The organism is Hymenobacter wooponensis (genome assembly GCF_004745865.1).
Classification (GTDB): Bacteria; Bacteroidota; Bacteroidia; order Cytophagales; family Hymenobacteraceae; genus Hymenobacter; species Hymenobacter wooponensis.
Genome location: NZ_SRKZ01000001.1, coordinates 599,981 through 616,364, shown reverse-complemented (window position 1 = coordinate 616,364; position 16,384 = coordinate 599,981). Strand labels below are relative to the sequence as shown.

The window sequence follows — 16,384 nt, the reverse complement described above, 5'->3', positions numbered from 1 at the left end:
AATGGTGTGGCCTAGGCTCTCTATCTTTCCTCGTTAAAATTTTTCAAACTTCTCAAGTTCCTCCGTAGTTAGACCTGTATGACAACGCTGGCAGCCGTGGCCGTTACGACGGCTACCTTTCTCGGGATGGAGTTTGTGGCTTGGTTTATGCACCGCTTTGTGCTGCATGGGCCCCTGTGGTTTTTGCACCGCTCCCACCACGTACGCCACCCGCATACATTTGAACGCAACGATTTCTTCTTTCTGTTCTACGGTTCGCTGTCGATGCTGTTGATTATCTACGGCTCTGAAAGCAAGGACTTCCGGTACTGGATGGGAATAGGCATTGCCACTTATGGCACGCTCTACTTCTTCGTCCACGATGTGCTGATTCACGGTCGGATGCGGTTCTGGCGTAAGTCGCGCAATGCGTATTTGCGGGCCCTGAACATGGCGCACAAGGTGCATCATAAGGCTACTGGCCGCGAGGGTTCCGAGGAGTTTGGACTGCTGTGGGTGTCTCCCAAGTATTTTATGCTGGCCCTGCGTAAGCCTGCCCCCACTCGGGTACTTCGCCAGCGGCCTGGTTCAGTGAGTAAAGTTTAAGTAGAGAGGGAGAACGACCGTGGGACATTTTTCCATCAGCGACCTGGAGCAGCTGTCTGGCATCAAGGCGCATACCATCCGAATTTGGGAGCAGCGCTACGGCATTTTGCGGCCGGTGCGCACGGCTACCAATATCCGCACCTATTGCGACGATGATTTGCGTCGCCTGTTGAATGTGGCTACTCTCTACAATAGAGGGCACCGCATTTCCCAGATTGCGCGCCTCTCAGAGCCGGAGCTAGCCAAAGCCGTTATATCCTGTGATGAGGACGCCAACAACTGTTGTCAGCAAGTAAACGGACTGCTAGCGGCCATGCTACGCATGGATGAGCCTCAGCTGAGCTGCCTAATGAACCGAGCCGTATGCAACATGGGCTTCGAGGCGGCCATTTTGCACGTGGCCTACCCATTTCTGCAGCGCATTGGGGTGATGTGGCAAGCGGGCAGCGTAAACCCTGCCCATGAGCACCTAGTTACCAACCTGCTCCGGCAAAAAATTATGGCCGGAATCGATAACCTGACGCCGGCCCAGCCAGCGGAAGTGAAGCGCTGGGTGTTGTTCCTACCAGAAGGGGAGATGCACGAGCTGGCCCTGCTGTTTATGAACTATGTCCTGCGTGTGCGGGGGCACCACGTGCTCTACCTGGGTCAGAATCTCCCTATCAGCGAGCTAAAGTCCATCAACGATACGTACCAGCCTTTCGCGCTTTGCACCGTGATGACGGCTGTACCGGAGCGCGATAAAGTGCAGGAGTTTGTTGATGAGTTGCATCAGGCTTGTCCTGAACGTACTATGTTCTTGTACGGACCACTGATACAACAAGAAAATATACAGTTGCCATTCAACGCGGTAAAAGTGAGGTTGATGACTGATTTCATCTCGTTGGTCGAGGAAATGAGTCCATCGCCAATTAACTATACTCTGGAGATGGCAAAAACTTAACGTTCCAGTGTTCAACGAAGTCAGTGCCTGACCGTAAGCTGCTAAGGCTTGGGTCAGGCATTTTTTGTGGGCAAACATACCGCTTAAGAACCTGAACTATAGCCCAAAATTAGCTGTGTTATTTTATCATTATCAATTGATAGTCAAAATGTTGTACCAAATGCTGGTGGCGTGACCACTAGTTTAGGGTGAGCTAGGAAAATAAATGTGTGGGGGAAAGACGACTTTAAAAAACCCTCGTATATTTGTTTAACTTTTTGCCACGAAAAGCTAAACAGTATGACCTCTTTGGAATTCACCAACCAAGTACAGAAGATTTCTTACTCTCTAAAGCCCGTGGCGATGAACCTGACCCGCGACGCCGACGATGCAAAGGATCTTGTGCAGGAAACCCTGCTCAAAGCGCTGCTCAACAAGGACAAGTTCAAAGCGGGCACCAACTTGAAGGCATGGTTGTACACCATCATGCGCAATACCTTCATTAACAACTACAATAAGATTACCAAGCGCAATAGCAATATTGATAGCACGGAGTATTTCCAATATTTTAATACCGACGAAAACTACATCACCCACAACGGTGCTACCTCGGATTTCGTAGTAACAGATATCAATGAAGCTATTGCCGGACTGTCGGCCGATTATCGGACGCCGTTCATGATGTACTACATTGGTTATAAGTACCTGGAAATTGCTGAGAAGCTGCAAATTCCCATTGGCACCGTCAAGAACCGTATTCACATCGCCCGCAAAGAGCTTAAGCAGGCGCTGAAGACATACGCCCCCGGCGTGTAGGGAATAGGGAGAGAGTACAGACCCGCCCCGGGCGTATAGCGGGCCGCGGACCGACGCTTAGCTTTAGCTGCGTGGTTCGCGGCCCGTCTTTTTTTGCCCAACCCTGAACAAGTTTTTGGCTTTTATCTATGAAAGCTCCATAACTTCTGCTCAACTCAACAGTATAGTAGAGGAAGAAGTCTACGTCAAAGTACATCCATTAGATTGAGCTGTTGAGCGGCAGGAGAGGCCTAGCGGCTACCCGAAGTGGGTGGCTGCTAAGTAGGCGGGGTCTGTCACTACCAGGATAGTTTTCATCTTCGTGCTTCTGAATGCCGCTCGTACCGGCCACTCATTGTCCAAGCTGTACCGTTTGTGAGTAAAGATATCATTGTGATTGGGGCCGGTTTTGCCGGTTTAGCCGCCGCTACTTCCCTGGCTCAGCAGGGTCACCGCGTTACCATTCTGGAGAAAAACGAAGGTCCGGGCGGCCGCGCCCGCCTGTTTAAGGCACAGGGCTTTACCTTCGATATGGGCCCCAGCTGGTACTGGATGCCTGACATCTTTGAAAAGTATTTTGCTCGCTTCGGTAAACAGGTAACCGACTATTACAACCTCGTTCGGCTGGACCCTTCCTACCAAGTGATTTTCAAAGGCCCCGAGGCCGTTGACATCCCGGCTCGCATGAGTGAGCTGCGCGAGCTATTCGAGCGCTACGAGCCCGGCAGCGCCGCTCAGCTTGATGAATTTTTGCGCCAGGCGGCCTACAAGTATGAGGTGGGCATTGGCAAGTTTGTGCATATGCCCGGCCGCTCCCTGTTGGAGTTTGCCAACCCACGCCTGCTAGTAGATGCCCTGCGGCTTGATTTGCTGCAGAGCATGCACAAGCACGTCCGCAAGTTCTTTAAAGACCCACGCCTGCTGGAGCTGGTGGAGTTTCCCATTCTGTTTCTGGGGGCCACTTCAGAAAACACCCCCGCGCTCTACTCCCTAATGAACTACGCCGACCTGGCTTTGGGCACATGGTACCCCATGGGTGGTATGCACAAGATTGTGGAGGGCATGGTGCAGCTAGCCCAGGAGCGAGGCGTGAAGCTGGAGTACAACATGCCAGTGCAGGAAATAGTGGTGGAAAAAGGCCGGGCCACGGGTGTGCAAACCGCCGCCGGCTTCCGCCCCGCCGATGTAGTGGTGGCCGGCGCCGACTACCATCACGCCGAGCAGAAACTACTTGCCCCACAGTGGCGCCACTACGATGAAGCCTACTGGGACAAACGGACCATGGCTCCCTCATCCCTGCTATTCTACGTGGGTGTAAACAAGCGCCTGCCTAAGCTGCGCCACCACAACCTGTTCTTCGATGAGGACTTTGCTCTGCACGCAGAGGAAATCTACGAGCAGCCGAAGTGGCCTAGCCGGCCGCTTTTCTATGTGTCGGCCCCTTCCCAGACCGACCCATCTGTAGCACCCGAAGGCTGTGAAAATCTGTTTCTGCTCATACCGGTGGCGCCTAACCTCCCAGACCCCGAGGAAACCCGAGAGTACTACTACAACCTGATCATGGAGCGGCTGGAGCGCCACTGCGGCACCAGCATCCGCGACGCCGTGGTGTACAAGCGCAGTTACGCCCACCAAGACTTTGTGCAGGACTATAATAGCTACAAGGGTAATGCCTATGGCCTAGCCAATACCCTGCGCCAAACGGCCATTCTGAAGCCCAGCCTAAAAAGCAAAAAGGTCCAAAATCTGTATTTTACGGGCCAGCTTACGGTGCCTGGTCCCGGGGTACCGCCTTCACTCATCTCGGGTCAGGTGGTAGCTCAGGAAATTGAAAAGGAAGTTCGGTAGGGGAGCAGCAGACGAATGCACGCGGAATAAGCAATTTTCAGTGTACTCTTATTCACGTTGCCTTCTAGGCCTCTTTGCCTGAATTCAGCGCTTAATATTTAACCTTCAACTCTCCGCAGTGGACCACGTTGCCCTCTTTACGGATACCAGCCTAGCGTGTAGCAAGCTTATCACTACCCGGTATAGCACCTCCTTTACGCTAGGCATCCGCACCCTCGACAGCCGCTTCCACTTGCCCGTGTACGCGGTGTATGGCTGGGTGCGCTGGGCCGACGAAATTGTGGACACCTTCCACGACCACGATAAGGCGGCCCTATTCGCGGACTTCCGGCGGCAGACGGATGAAGCCCTCGCCACTGGCCTAAGCCTGAACCCGGTGCTGCATGCCTTTCAGCACGTAGTACGCCTCTACAGCATCGACCGGGAATTCATTGATGCCTTCCTTTACAGCATGGAAATGGACCTCGATGACCGCAGCTATAACCAGTCGTTGTACGAGCGCTACATCTATGGCTCGGCAGAAGTGGTAGGCCTGATGTGTCTGCGCATTTTCTGTGAGGGTGACCAAGCCCAGTTTGAGCGCCTCCGCGAGCCTGCCCGGCGCCTGGGTTCGGCATTTCAGAAGGTGAACTTCCTGCGCGATATCCGCTCCGACTACGAAGACCGGGGCCGAGTGTATTTCCCAGGGGTGCAGTATGAACGGTTTACCGATGAGGTAAAGCGCGAGATTGAAGCCGACATTCGGGCCGATTTTGAGGCGGGATACGCGGGCATTGTGCAGCTGCCGCGGTCGGCGCGGTTGGGGGTGTACCTGGCTTATGTGTACTACCTGAAGCTATTTCATAAGATTCGGCAGCTGCCTGCGGCACGAATATTGGGTGAGCGGGTGCGCGTTCCTGACAATACGAAAATCTTATTGCTGCTAGGTTCGTACTTTCGATATCGCCTTCGGGCCATCTGATCACGAATACCTCTGCTCGTGAAGCTTCTGTTTGCCTTTTTTCTTACCCTGCTCTTCTCATATTCCACCCCTGTGTCAGCCGACGTATCACCTTACTCCGTTTCTAACCTCCGCCGTCAATACCAACAAGCTGCTGCCAGCAAGGAAGCCGGAGAGAAGTTTCATAAGCTTATGGCCGCCTACAATCAGCAAGACGCTGTGGTAGTGGCCTACAAAGCCGCTGCTGAGGCTATTCGGGCCCGCGATGCTTCTATGTTCAACAAGCTTACCTACGTGCAAAATGCTAGCAAGCTGTTTGATCAGGCAGTGAAGCTGGACGGCTCAAACCCTGAAATTCGGTTTCTGCGCCTGAGTGTGGAAAGCAATTTGCCCTCCTTTCTGGGGCTGAGCCAGCACGTGGAGGATGACCGTCAATTCCTGGTGCAAACGCTGCTGCAACACCCTAAATCGGGCCTTGACACTGAGACCTTTGGCATTGTGCGCAGCTTCATGGTAGACCGCGGCCACGTTTCGGACGAGGAAGCCCAGAAGCTCACCCAGCTGTAAACTTCAGAAAGACTGTTGGTTAAAATATAGTACGGAAGCTCCCATGTTGGGGGCTTCTTTGGGTTTAGGCCCGGCAGCTCTCCGGCCAAGCGCCATAAGGCATAGTTGCCCACGGCGCGTTTTACAACATCAGCAAAACTACTGGTGTGGCCAGTAGCACCTAGGCCACCTGTTGCCCCGCAACGGTGCTTGGCCACTCCACTTACTACTTCTAATGAAACAACTGATTATTCCGGTTTTATGCACCTTCGCCACGGTGGCGCAGGCCCAGCAGGTAATTGTAAAAGGTAAAGTAGTTGACGAGCAGCAGCGGCCAGTACCCTACGCCAACATAGGCCTACCGGGTAATGAGCCTGGTACTGCTACTAACGAGGCCGGTGAGTTTAGCCTGCGGGTGCCCTCCCTACCGCAAAAGCTAACCGTGGTAAGCATGGGCTACACGCCTACCACCATAGAGGTATCCACCATTGCGGCCCAAACGGTGGTGCTGCCTACCAGCAATGTTGCGCTACCCGAGGTGCGCGTCCGTAACCCCAATCAGGTGGCAACAGAACTTGTGCAGCGAGCCTTTGCGCAACTGCAGCGCCATGCCCGAGCAGAGCAGTATGGCAAAGCTTTCTACCGGCAGAAAGAGCGGCATAATGCCAAGTACAGCGAGTTTCTGGATGCCTTTTATAACGTGCGCTTCACCAACAAAGAGGTAGTAGGCTGGGAAGTAGAGCAGGCTCGGTATGGCCTAGTGCCCGACAACTCTGGCGTAGACATGACCAACTTCTCGGCTGCCATCCGCCTTATTCCGGTGTATGAGCCAAAGCCCAGCCGCCGCACGCTGGCGGTGCCTCTAAGCCCGTTGGCTGCCCAGCAGTTTACTTTCCGTTTGCGCGAGGTACTGCAGGACAAAGACCAGGAGACGGCCGTCATCGACTACGCCCCGCGTCCCGACCTAGGCCAGCCCGGTACTGAAGGAACCCTCTACATAGATATGGAGAAGGCCACGCTGCGCCGGCAGGAAACGCGGGTACCCATCGGCGACCTGATGAGCCTGCAATTTGGCGCTGGCACCACGCTACAAGCCCAGACGTTCAACATGGTATCGGACTTTTCGCCCGTAGCCGACTCGCTTAGCCGGCTGCAATCGGTACGCGCAGAGCAGACTATTGTGCTTAGCTACCAGAACAAGCCCGATACTACCCAGATAGCTGGGCAATTATTTTTTTACCAGTACACCGGCAAGCCTACTGGAAAAGCGTATAAGAGCGTGGGCGTAAATTACAATGACCTTAAGCAGGTGATGAAGCAACGTTACGACTCATCGTTCTGGCTCAACCGGGAGGTGCTACGCGCTAGCCCGGTAGAAGAACGCGTGATTCGGGACATGGAACAACGCAAGGCCTTTGGCTCGTTCTAAGCACCCAGGCGAGCTAGGTGCCTAGTGGCCTAGCTCTGCCGTCTGCTTTGGTTTAAGTATGCTACGCTCAAATACATAGCACTATACATTCCCATCCATAGAAAGTAGAAGGCTGCGTATATTTAACCAATTGCAACATTCCGGTTATTGTTGTGGTTACTCCGTTAGCTATGCCGTACCACCTGAGCGTCCGTATTGACCCTAACTCCGGCTTTTGCTTCGGCGTGATATATGCCATTCAAATGGCCGAAGACATTCTCGATGAACAAGGCTACCTCTATTGCCTAGGTGACATTGTGCACAACGATGAGGAGGTGGAGCGCTTGGAACAGCGTGGCTTGCGCATCATCGATTATGACCAGTTTACTGCCCTACGCGACGAAGCGGTGCTCATTCGGGCCCACGGCGAGCCACCCAGCACGTACCAAACCGCGTTAGAAAACCGCCTAACGCTGATTGATGCCTCGTGTCCCGTGGTACTGAAGCTGCAAAACCGCATCAAAACCAGCTTCGACAAGAAGGACAAGATCTTTATTTACGGCAAGCACGGGCACGCCGAAGTGCGAGGGCTATTAGGCCAGACCAGCGGGGAGGCAGTGGTGTTTGAGAACATTGACGAGTTGCTTGGCCATGAGCTGCCCGCCAACATCACGCTCTACAGCCAGACCACCAAGAGCACTGACTCTTTCTACCGCATCAAGAACGAGTTGGAAACCCGTGGTTTTCAGGTAAATGCCAACGACACCATCTGCCGGCAGGTGAGTAACCGCGACAAAGACTTGCGGAAGTTTGCTCAGCAGTTTGACCAGATTGTGTTTGTGTCGGGAACGAAGAGCTCCAACGGCAAAGTATTGTACCAAGTCTGCAAAGACACCAATCCCGCTACGCATTTCATCTCCAAAGTGGATGAGATTTCCACCGATTGGTTTCAGCCGGGGCAGTCAGTGGGGATTTGCGGGGCCACCAGTACGCCCATGTGGTTAATGGAACAGGTGCGGGATGTGCTATTGGCTCTATAGCCGTTTACGACCCTAATGCACGCAGTTTCGCAGGTTAATACTGAGTCTAATGTCGTCTGTACATCCCATTGCAAGTCCGCAGCCAAGCTACTCCACCCGGCGGGTAAAGCCTGCGCCCCTGGCCTACAAAGGAGTGGTGGTGGCGCTCTTAATTATTGCGGCTTGGGCGGGGTTGCTCACGTTTCTGTTGGCCTATTACGAGCCCAACTGGCAGACGCCGTGGCCTTACCTGCTGGCTCTAGTGCAAACGCACTTATATACCGGGCTATTTATTACCGCCCACGATGCTATGCACGGTGTGGTAAGCCCCCACAAGCGCCTCAACAATGGCCTAGGCCTAGTAACGGCCTTGTTGTTTGCCTTCAACTGGTTTCCGCGGATGTTGCCCAAGCATCATGCCCACCACCGCCACGTGGCCACTGAGGACGATCCTGACTTTCACGATGGCAAGCACCCCGGGTTTTTGTTCTGGTTTGCCCGCTTTGCCTGGAACTACGTGACCTGGTGGCAGGTGCTGCTCATGGCCCTGACGTATAACTTGCTGAAGCTGGTATTCCCCATGGAGAATATCATCGCGTTTTGGATGATTCCGGCCGTGTTAGCTACGCTGCAACTCTTCTACTTTGGCACGTACTTGCCTCACCGTGGCGAGCATGCGCCAGACAACCCCCACAAGTCGGGCAGCCAGTTTCGCCACCATGCCTGGGCCTTCATTAGCTGCTATTTTTTCGGCTACCACTATGAGCACCACGACCAACCGTATCTGCCGTGGTGGCGCTTGTGGCAGGCTAAGCAGGAGGGGTAAATGCTGCGGAAATAGTTAGTTAACTACTGGCAGTACAAGCAAGCGCAGTAATAGGATGTTTGTATATTGGGCACTGGGGTAACGATGGCAGTGGTAAGCTGACGCGGTTACTCAGCGCTAACTAGCCTCCTAATGCCCGCCTACATTAGCCCTTTCTTGTGCTGGGTGTACCAGCCCACACGGTGGGCGGTGCTAGTAGGGTTGTGGCTGTGTGCCGGTACCGTGGCCTACGCCGACGAGCCCACTCCGCAGGTGCTACCAGAGTACCGGCGCACCTTTCAGTTAAAAACGTTACGGCAGGCCACTCAGCAAATTTTGCAGGCTCGGCAGCGCCTTGATACCGTGCAGTGGATTCAGGCGCACGTGGTAGCCGGGAAGGCCAGCCAGTGCCTGAGCCGCTATGCTTCGGCGGTATATCACTTCCGTCGGGCGCTTCGGCTTGCACAAAAGGATGCGAAGCTACAGGCCACCACGTTGCCGCTGTTGGGCAAAGCGCTGTATGCCCAGGGCGATACCGGAAACGCCCGGCTGGTTTACCAACGAGCGCTAATAAATTTTCAACGCCAGCATAATTCCGTAGGCAGCGGAGAAGTGTATCAGCAACTAGGAGAGCTGTACGGCAGCGAAAATCAATGGCGCCGCGCCCAGACCTGTCATGAGCAGGCCCTGCAAGTGTGGCGGACTGCCCATGACTCGGCTAGAATTGCCGGCTCGCTTCATGACATTGGCCGAGCCCATCACCAGCAGCAACAGAACAGCCGGGCTTTATACTACCTACAGCAAAGCCAGGCCATTGCCCAGCACCTGCATGATAGTGTGAGGATAGGGGAAGCCCTCCGGAGTACCGGACAGATATACCAGGACTTTGGCAATTTCGAAACTGCGGCCGTCTTCTATACCCAGGCGCTGGAGAACTTGCCGCAATCGGCTTCGCCGGTAGTAAGAGCAACTACATGGTGGGTGTTGGCAGCCATGCACGATTCTCTGGATCAGCATGGGCCCGCTCAGGCCTCATTGCAGCAAGCATTAGTAGCGGCGCGCCAAGCCGGCTCTAGTGTGTTACTCCGAAATATTTACTTCTCCCTCTCTAGCATTCACCAGCGTGACCGGCACCCTACGGCCGCCCTGCAAGCATTGCAGCGGTACGTGGCCCTGCAAGACAGTGCCCTAGTAGAACAGCGCGAAAACCAAATTGCAGAGCTACAGCTCCGTTATGAGTCGGAAAAGAAAGAGCGCGAAATTCAGCTGCTAACTAAAGATCAGCAGCTGCAGCAGGCCAATTTGCGCCGCCAGAAGCTCTTGCGTAATCTATTGGCCGCCGGTGCGGTACTCTTGTTGATGACAGTAGGAGCCTTGTATCGCGCCCACAAGCAGCAGGAAGACATCAACCGCATGCTCAAGCGGAAAAACGCCGCCATTAGCCAGCAGAAGGAGGTACTGGATCGACTGAATCAGACGAAAAATACGCTCTTTTCAGTCATTTCGCATGATTTGCGCAGCCCACTGAGCTCCTTGTACTCCCTGCTCTCATTGCTGAGCTTAGGCACGTTGCCACCGGCCCGCTTGGCTGCCCACGCGGCCCGCCTGTCCCAAACCCTCGACAGCACATCGCGCCTGTTAGATAACCTGCTCAATTGGTCGGCGTCGCAGATGCAAGGCGATGGGGGCACTAAGCCTGAGCGGCTACGCCTGGATGTACTGATTGCAGAAGCCCTTGACCTGATGGCTGACGATGCCGAACGCAAGCAAGTGCGGCTGATTAATGAGGTTCAGGAGCCGTGCCCGGCGCGCGCCGACTTAAACATGACGCGCCTGATCTTGCGGAACCTGCTGGGCAACGCGCTGAAGTTTACTCCCGCTGGGGGCACTATCACGGTGTCGGCCAAGCTACTGCCCACGATGTGGGAAATAGCTGTGCACGATACCGGCGTAGGAATTTCACCTACCGGGCAGTACAAGATTCAGGAGCAGCGCGAGAGTTATTCCACGCCAGGCACCGATCATGAGAAGGGGGTGGGGCTAGGGCTACGCCTGTGCAAAGAGTTTTTAGAACGGAATAGCGGCGAGCTTTCTTTCGAAAGCACGTTGGGCAAAGGATCCATCTTCCGGTTTACTTTACCCGCTGCGGAGTCTAAAGCTCCCAAGGTTTCTATGCGGGTGCTATCGCCAGAGGACGCAGACGAAACAGTAGCCTCGGCTAGTGTCGCCGGATAAGTGACCGGTTCACAATGCGCTCTGTTATCCGCTCCCGGTAGGTCTGGCCTAGTGGGAGGGCATGGCCACCCACTTTCAGCTCTAGGGCACTAACCGTTTCAATGTGGGCAGCGTTAACCAAGTAGGAGCGGTGAGTGCGGACGAACAAGCCGGCAGGAAGCTGCTCTTCTAAGTTTTTCAGGTTAACCAGCGTTACGTGCGTGCGGCCGTCGGAAGTGTTGATTTTGGTGAAATCCTTAAGAGCCTCAATGTATAGCACCTCCCGATAATGCAGCCGCACGAACTGCGCGTCGGTGCGGATGAAAAACGATCCTAGGCCAGTCATGATATCGGTTTGTAGCTCCTGGTCAGCAGAATTTACGCGCAGGATGCTCGCTACTTTGTTTACGGCTTTCAGAAACCGGTCGAGAGAAATTGGCTTCAGAAGGAAGTCAATCACATCCAGATTAAAGCCCTCCATGGCGTACTGAGGGTAGGCTGTCATGAGCACTACCATGGGCGGCTGCTGTAGGGAGCGTACCAAGTCAATACCACTCAGGTGGGGCATGGTCACATCAGAGAAGAGTACCTGCACCTGATTGGTCATCAAATACCGATGTGCTTCCAGTGGATCGGTGAAGGCAGCCTTCACATCCAGGATATCGGTCATGGCTACGTATGCCTGCAGCAGATCCAACACCAGTGGGTCATCATCAAGGAGTAGACACGAAATCTTCATAGGAGGGGAGGAGCTAAATAGCGCAGTCAATATAAAACTTTAAACCTGATTCATACTATTCATTATAAGAAGAAAACAATGTTGGGCTCCCTGTATGAGCTGTTAGTCGACTTATAAGCTCGCTCGCTCTACTTTAATATATTGGTTAGTCGATGCTTACATATATTATGAAATATCGTGGATGAGTCCAATGTGTATTTCTTGCGTAAAGAAGGACGCTTCTGATCCTCAAGTGCTGCTCCCCTCGTGCCTGTTCTTCCCTGCAAATCTTTTGGCTATGAACCGAACATACGTACCTCCCCCTTCAGCCGGGCCACCCGTGGTGCTAGGGGTTGATTTGACTATTGCCAACCATGAGGGTTTGCGGCGGTCCTTGCAATCTGCCTTTGGCGTTAGTACCCGAGCTATCAATCTGCGCATTGATCCGGGTATGGACTTAATCTTTCTCTGCGAGACAACCATTCCTAGTTCCTTGCCGTGCCTGGCCGCTATTACGCGCTCAAACGTGACGGCAGTGAAGCTGCGCGATGCCCGCTTGACCTGGTCTCCGGAGCCAGATCACCCCATAGGGCGAGGCACGCCTACGCTGGGAGCCCTGGAGAGTGGAAGTTGCTTTTTAATGGCTAACAACCGTAAAGTTCTTATTGCTTCGTTCTCGCCGCGGGCGGTACATCCTACGCATGTAGAAATGGAGAAGCAAGGCCAACTGAACTTACTGGATTTTCTGCGCGCCGATACGTTTACGCTGGAAGTATCTGGCACCAACCGCCGCCGGCTTGCCCGTCCGCTCAACTTTAGCGTGGTGCTGTCTTTTGAGGTACAGGTGGCGCCGGGGGCTTCTGCCTAGTGTAGTATTATAAGAAAAAAGAAAGCCCCATAGTAGCTAACCTACCATGGGGCTTTAACTGGGACTGGCAGCAATTAGTGCTTGCTGTCAGTATGAACGGAGTTGGTTTTCTTGCAGCAGTCGGGCAGCTTGTCATAGGCGCGGGCGTCAGCTGATAGCTCGTCGGCATCGTAGCCCGTGCGCTGCACAGCGGTGCGCAAAGCAGCGGGAGTGGTTTTCTCAGGGCGATAGGTAACGGTGAGCACCTTAGAGGGAACATCAAGGTTGGCAGCTTGTACGCCCTTCTCATACGCCATGCTCTTTTCTAAGCGCGCTTTGCACATATCGCACACGGCCGAGGTCTTGAACTGCACCTGCTCGGTGGCAGCGCCACCTTTAGCTTTGGGCTTAGCATCTTGAGCGAAAGTGCTCTGTGAAGAAACCAGCAGCAGGAGGGAGGCTACAAAAGATGAAAGAAGTTTCATATCTGAAAAGAAGTGAATGGGCCGAAGCCCTGGAGTAAGCAAAACAAGAGTGGCCTAGGCCTAGTTCGGTAATCGAAAAACTGTGCCAGTTGCGCCTGTGGGCACTGGTGCTGGCTAATCAAGCTTGAAGCGGACACCCAGGTACGTGAGGCGACCGTACGTTGGTCCCCACACCATAGCGGCGTCAAAGTCGGGGCCGAAGGGCGCATAGGCCCCAGCAATTGGGTTGGGCTGCCGGTAGTTGGTTAGGTTCTCCACGCCGGCATATAAGTCCCAGCGCTTGAAAGCGCGCGTCAGCTGCGTGTTGAGCAGGGCGTAGCGTGGGGCTTCCGGCAGGTCCATATCAGCCATGCCCGCATGATTACCCATGCTGCCAGGCGAGTTGGCCAGTGGGCGCTTTCCAAATCCCTGCACCGTGAAGTCGGCCCGCCATTTATCGAAAGCGGTGGCGTAGGCCACATTCAGGAACAAGCGGTTCTTGGGCGTGAGCGGCTTGGGCAGCAACTCGCCGTTGTAGGTCGTCCGTACATCGAGGTACTTGTAAGCGGCTTTTGCCTGCAGTCCTTTCACAGGTTCTACTTGCACCTCTGCCTGGAAACTGCGGGAAAAGGAGCGGCCACCCGGCTCTAGGTTGCTGATAAGTAGCCGGTCAGCTAGCGTGTACGGGTCCGCTACCACTTGATTCTGGAACTCGGTGTGGTAGTAGTCGGCGATGAAAGTGGCCGGCCGGCCAAAGGCATTGAAGTACTGCGTGAAGCTACCCCCCATGTTCCAAGCCTTTTCGGGCTGCAGGTTCTTCGCAACTACAAACTCCCGTGAGCTAACCAGCATCCCGCTGTTCTCGGCAATGGGGTTAGCCGTCCGGAAGCCTCGGCCGGCGGCTACACGCAGTACGGTGTTCTTGGCCACATCGTACTTCACGTTGAGGCGCGGCGTCAGAAACCAGCCGTACAGGTTGTGGCGGTCGAGGCGTAGGCCAGTTACCACCGTGAGGTTACGCGCGTTCTGGTACGTGTACTCCGCAAAAGCACCCGGTACGCGCTCCAAGCGGTTACGATGCTCACGGGAATAGCGCTGCGCTGCCGTTTCGTTCGGATACAGCAAGCCGGAGCGGTACACTTCGCGGTAGTCGTCGTGCAGGTAGCTCAGGCCGGTCCGGTAGGTGTGGGCCGTAGTGCCAATCACGCTCTGGAAAAGCAGCGTTGCTAGGCCAGTCTGCTGGTTACCATTATACGTGCGCAGCCCGTAGGTGGAGTTGAAGTCGTGATTGGTGCCGGTTAGCAGCAGACCTAAGCTTTGGTACGGGCGGCCGGGCCAGGTGTAACTGGTTTTGGCGTACCCGTTGTAGCGGTCAGTGGTTTGGGTGGTGCCGTAGTAGCGGCCGGGGTTTTCCTCACGGTAGGCCACTTGCCCGCCCTGGCGCGTTTCACGCAGTGCGCCTAGGCCTATCTCGGTTACCAAGCCCGTTCCCGACTTGTACTTCCACTTGTTAAACACGTTGTACTGCGTGGCCAGCGGCAGATCTAGAAAGCCGTCTTTGTTCCGATCCACACGGTTGCCCAGGTGGTCGGTGTGCAGAAGCAGCGCCGTGCTCACCTTCTTGCTGATGGGCGTGGCCAGGTTCAAGTTGAGGTCGAATTTGCCGAGGTCGTTGCCGTACGCGTTGAATAGCAGACGCTCAGCCGTGTCGGGCTCTTTCAGCCGGATGTTCACCTGCCCCGAAATACTCTCGTAGCCATTTACCACCGAGCCCATACCCTTGATAATATCGATTCCTTCAATCCAGGGGCCTGCCAGGTAGCCCAGGCGGTAGGGGGTAGCCAGCCCGCGTAACGCCGGTAGGTTATCAATGGTCAGCAGGGAATAAGCACCGTCTAGGCCTAGCAGCTGAATCTGCTTTGCCCCCGACACTGCATCAGAAGTCGATACCTCCACGGAGGCATTGGTTTCAAAGCTTTCGGCCAGGTTACAGCACGCTGACTTCGTTAGGTCGCGGCTGGTAATAACCTGGGTGTTGGTGGGCGTGATACCAGAGTAGGAGAGGGCTCGTCCTTCTACGGTTACCTCGCCCAGCTCCGCCGTGCGGCGAAGAGGCAGGCGCAGGTAGCTGTTGCCACTCACCTGTACGGTGTCGGGGCTGTAGCCCAAGAAGCTGATAATAAGTTGAGTGGTAGGGCGAGCGGGACGCACCAGGGAGAAAGTACCCTTGTCGTCGGTAGTAGTGGCCTCGGTGGCCGCGCCCAGCCAGCGCACTACGGCGCCCGGAATAGGAGCATTGGAAGCTGCATCGAGCACCTGTCCGCGCACGGGGGCCACGGAAGGGTCGGTAGTTTGGGCTGACGCTGCAGCGGCGTATAACAGGAAGCTGGCCAGCGCCAACTGCCGGAGCCCGGAAAAAGGATACATATCGTCAAGAGTTAAGCCGACTTTCCAGAGAAAAGAGCCAACTGCGAAGACCAGCTGGCTCCGGACCACTCTAACACATAGAGTAGCCGGTGGAAAGGTGGCCTAGACGATAAGGGTGCAAACGAAAGTAAGTAGGGTGCGCCCCGCCCGGAGTGGGGGCGAAGCATCACCGGCGTGCCAGCGGGCAGCACCTTTAAGCAATAGGGCAGCCGGTGCGCTAGGCCACTCCGAAGCTGGCAACCAAGCCGATAGTACTGCCGGCACCAGGGGCTTGACCCAAGCTAGCTCCGATGAAGGAGAGTCTAGCTTATGAAAATGAGCTCCGAACTCACAGCAACTGCTCTTAACCTGGGCTTTGTGCGCCGTGTGCGAGCCAGCTTGCTCAGCGAACGGAGGTGGGCAGCCGTGGTGAGCGGGCGTAAAAATTACGGCCGCCGTATGGGTGCCACTCACCCGGCAGGTATGCTGCTGCACCGTCAGGCCCACCGAAGCGGTGAGCACGAGCAGGGCCAGCCAAGCGCTGAAGAGCCGATGAGTGAGTGGGCGTTTCATTCTGCTACAAAGATACAACGAAAGCCGCAAAACAAGGAGTGCAGGATGTGGCCTAGAAGGTGCGTGATTCTTGCCCTAACCGTTGAGCTACCAGTCCTAGGTAGATCGGGGCAGAGGCTCACGAATTTTGTGCCCTCCTGAATATTTCCGGCTCTTAAGAGGCATACTTCCTTCCCTGCGGTGAACGATAACGCACGCACAACTGGCCTACAACAGTGGGGTTGAATGATGCTAGGTGAACAGCACCAGCACACGACGAGTCCCCAATATGCGTCTCAACATCGTGCCGCGCCA

At 54.9% G+C, this 16,384-nt stretch carries 15 protein-coding genes; 11 read left to right on the top strand and 4 right to left on the bottom strand.

Translation table 11 applies throughout. The features are described 5' to 3' along the window. Positions 1–78: 78 nt before the first annotated feature. From EU557_RS02485 to EU557_RS02440, 10 genes are all read left to right on the top strand, one after another. Positions 79–585: a sterol desaturase family protein gene (locus EU557_RS02485; protein WP_135528828.1), complete on the top strand. Its 507-nt coding sequence runs from the start codon at positions 79–81 to the stop codon at positions 583–585. 19 nt (positions 586–604) lie between these two features. Next, positions 605–1,528, top strand: a complete 924-nt coding sequence (locus EU557_RS02480; RefSeq protein WP_135528827.1) for a MerR family transcriptional regulator — start codon at positions 605–607, stop codon at positions 1,526–1,528. Between the two features lie 279 nt (positions 1,529–1,807). Further along, positions 1,808–2,323: a sigma-70 family RNA polymerase sigma factor gene (locus tag EU557_RS02475; protein WP_088843003.1), complete on the top strand. Its 516-nt coding sequence runs from the start codon at positions 1,808–1,810 to the stop codon at positions 2,321–2,323. Between the two features lie 354 nt (positions 2,324–2,677). Continuing rightward, a complete protein-coding gene (locus EU557_RS02470; RefSeq protein WP_135528826.1) occupies positions 2,678–4,150 on the top strand; it encodes a phytoene desaturase family protein in 1,473 nt (490 codons plus the stop codon). 118 nt (positions 4,151–4,268) lie between these two features. Further along, a complete protein-coding gene (locus EU557_RS02465; protein WP_135528825.1) occupies positions 4,269–5,111 on the top strand; it encodes a phytoene/squalene synthase family protein in 843 nt (280 codons plus the stop codon). A 72-nt stretch (positions 5,112–5,183) separates the two neighbouring features. After that, positions 5,184–5,657 carry a hypothetical protein gene (locus tag EU557_RS02460; RefSeq protein ID WP_135528824.1) on the top strand — a complete coding sequence of 158 codons (474 nt, stop codon included), beginning with the start codon at positions 5,184–5,186 and terminating at the stop codon, positions 5,655–5,657. Between the two features lie 214 nt (positions 5,658–5,871). Then, positions 5,872–7,065, top strand: coding sequence for a carboxypeptidase-like regulatory domain-containing protein (locus EU557_RS02455; RefSeq protein WP_135528823.1), 1,194 nt, complete (start codon positions 5,872–5,874; stop codon positions 7,063–7,065). 170 nt (positions 7,066–7,235) lie between these two features. After that, the gene (locus tag EU557_RS02450) at positions 7,236–8,084 is read left to right on the top strand and encodes a 4-hydroxy-3-methylbut-2-enyl diphosphate reductase (RefSeq protein WP_135528822.1); all 849 of its coding nucleotides are present in this window, start codon (positions 7,236–7,238) and stop codon (positions 8,082–8,084) included. A 49-nt stretch (positions 8,085–8,133) separates the two neighbouring features. Beyond that, complete coding sequence (locus EU557_RS02445; RefSeq protein ID WP_135528821.1) at positions 8,134–8,889, top strand: fatty acid desaturase; 756 nt, start codon at positions 8,134–8,136, stop codon at positions 8,887–8,889. Between the two features lie 132 nt (positions 8,890–9,021). Then, positions 9,022–11,103, top strand: coding sequence for a tetratricopeptide repeat-containing sensor histidine kinase (locus EU557_RS02440; RefSeq protein WP_135528820.1), 2,082 nt, complete (start codon positions 9,022–9,024; stop codon positions 11,101–11,103). Here the strand turns inward: EU557_RS02440 and EU557_RS02435 are convergent. After that, positions 11,087–11,821, bottom strand: a complete 735-nt coding sequence (locus EU557_RS02435; RefSeq protein ID WP_135528819.1) for a LytR/AlgR family response regulator transcription factor — start codon at positions 11,819–11,821, stop codon at positions 11,087–11,089. The genes EU557_RS02440 and EU557_RS02435 overlap by 17 nt on opposite strands. Before the next feature lie 277 nt (positions 11,822–12,098). Here EU557_RS02435 and EU557_RS02430 point away from each other — a divergent pair, with 277 nt between their 5' ends. Then, positions 12,099–12,668, top strand: a complete 570-nt coding sequence (locus tag EU557_RS02430; protein ID WP_135528818.1) for a hypothetical protein — start codon at positions 12,099–12,101, stop codon at positions 12,666–12,668. A 74-nt stretch (positions 12,669–12,742) separates the two neighbouring features. Here EU557_RS02430 and EU557_RS02425 read toward each other — a convergent pair whose 3' ends face one another. The 3 genes from EU557_RS02425 to EU557_RS02415 form a co-directional block, all read right to left on the bottom strand. Beyond that, complete coding sequence (locus EU557_RS02425) at positions 12,743–13,132, bottom strand: heavy-metal-associated domain-containing protein (RefSeq protein ID WP_135528817.1); 390 nt, start codon at positions 13,130–13,132, stop codon at positions 12,743–12,745. Positions 13,133–13,246: 114 nt separating this feature from the next. Further along, on the bottom strand, positions 13,247–15,538 hold the full coding sequence (locus tag EU557_RS02420; RefSeq protein WP_135528816.1) for a TonB-dependent receptor: 2,292 nt from the start codon (positions 15,536–15,538) through the stop codon (positions 13,247–13,249). 102 nt (positions 15,539–15,640) lie between these two features. Continuing rightward, positions 15,641–16,090, bottom strand: a complete 450-nt coding sequence (locus EU557_RS02415) for a hypothetical protein (RefSeq protein ID WP_135528815.1) — start codon at positions 16,088–16,090, stop codon at positions 15,641–15,643. Positions 16,091–16,384: the final 294 nt, after the last annotated feature.